This window comes from Rahnella perminowiae, from assembly GCF_019049755.1.
GTDB classification, from domain to species: domain Bacteria; phylum Pseudomonadota; class Gammaproteobacteria; order Enterobacterales; family Enterobacteriaceae; genus Rahnella; species Rahnella perminowiae.
The window spans coordinates 1-473 of the sequence record NZ_JAFMOS010000048.1 but is presented as its reverse complement, the minus strand read 5'-3'; the positions used below and the strand labels follow the sequence as shown (position 1 = coordinate 473).

The window sequence follows — 473 nt, the reverse complement described above, 5'->3', positions numbered from 1 at the left end:
GCTAAGGCGAGTCGGACTTTCCACATCCATTTTATCGGTGTGACATCATAGAAATGTTTGAATACCCGGCAAATATCAAATCGTGTTTTACCACATATCTTTTCCAAATCCTCAAGTGTTATTTCGTCAGAAATATTCTCAAGCATAAAATTAATGATCCTGACAACACATAATGCTTTTTCGGTATGTGCATGTTTTCCATACACAGTTAAATGACGATGATTCAGATCCTCGATTATTTTCTGAGTGAAAAGTGTTTTTTCAGCGTTCGACAGTTTGCGTTGCCACATACCCACCCCTTCTGTGCAAGCCATTAATGATGAACTTTTTAAAAGCGTAACTCCGTACATGAAAGGCTTAAGCAATTGCTATGCCATATTTTTATTGGTTTTAACTGTTTGTTTTTTAATAAAATTATTATAAATTTCTGTTAACGGAACGCGAAATTCCCATTTTCGAAACGTGGTCATTAA

At 35.3% G+C, this 473-nt stretch carries 1 protein-coding gene; it reads right to left on the bottom strand.

All coding sequences use genetic code 11. The features are described 5' to 3' along the window. Positions 1–290: helix-turn-helix transcriptional regulator (locus J1785_RS00230; protein ID WP_420803816.1), on the bottom strand; the 290-nt coding region annotated here is incomplete at its 3' end. Positions 291–473 lie beyond the last annotated feature (183 nt).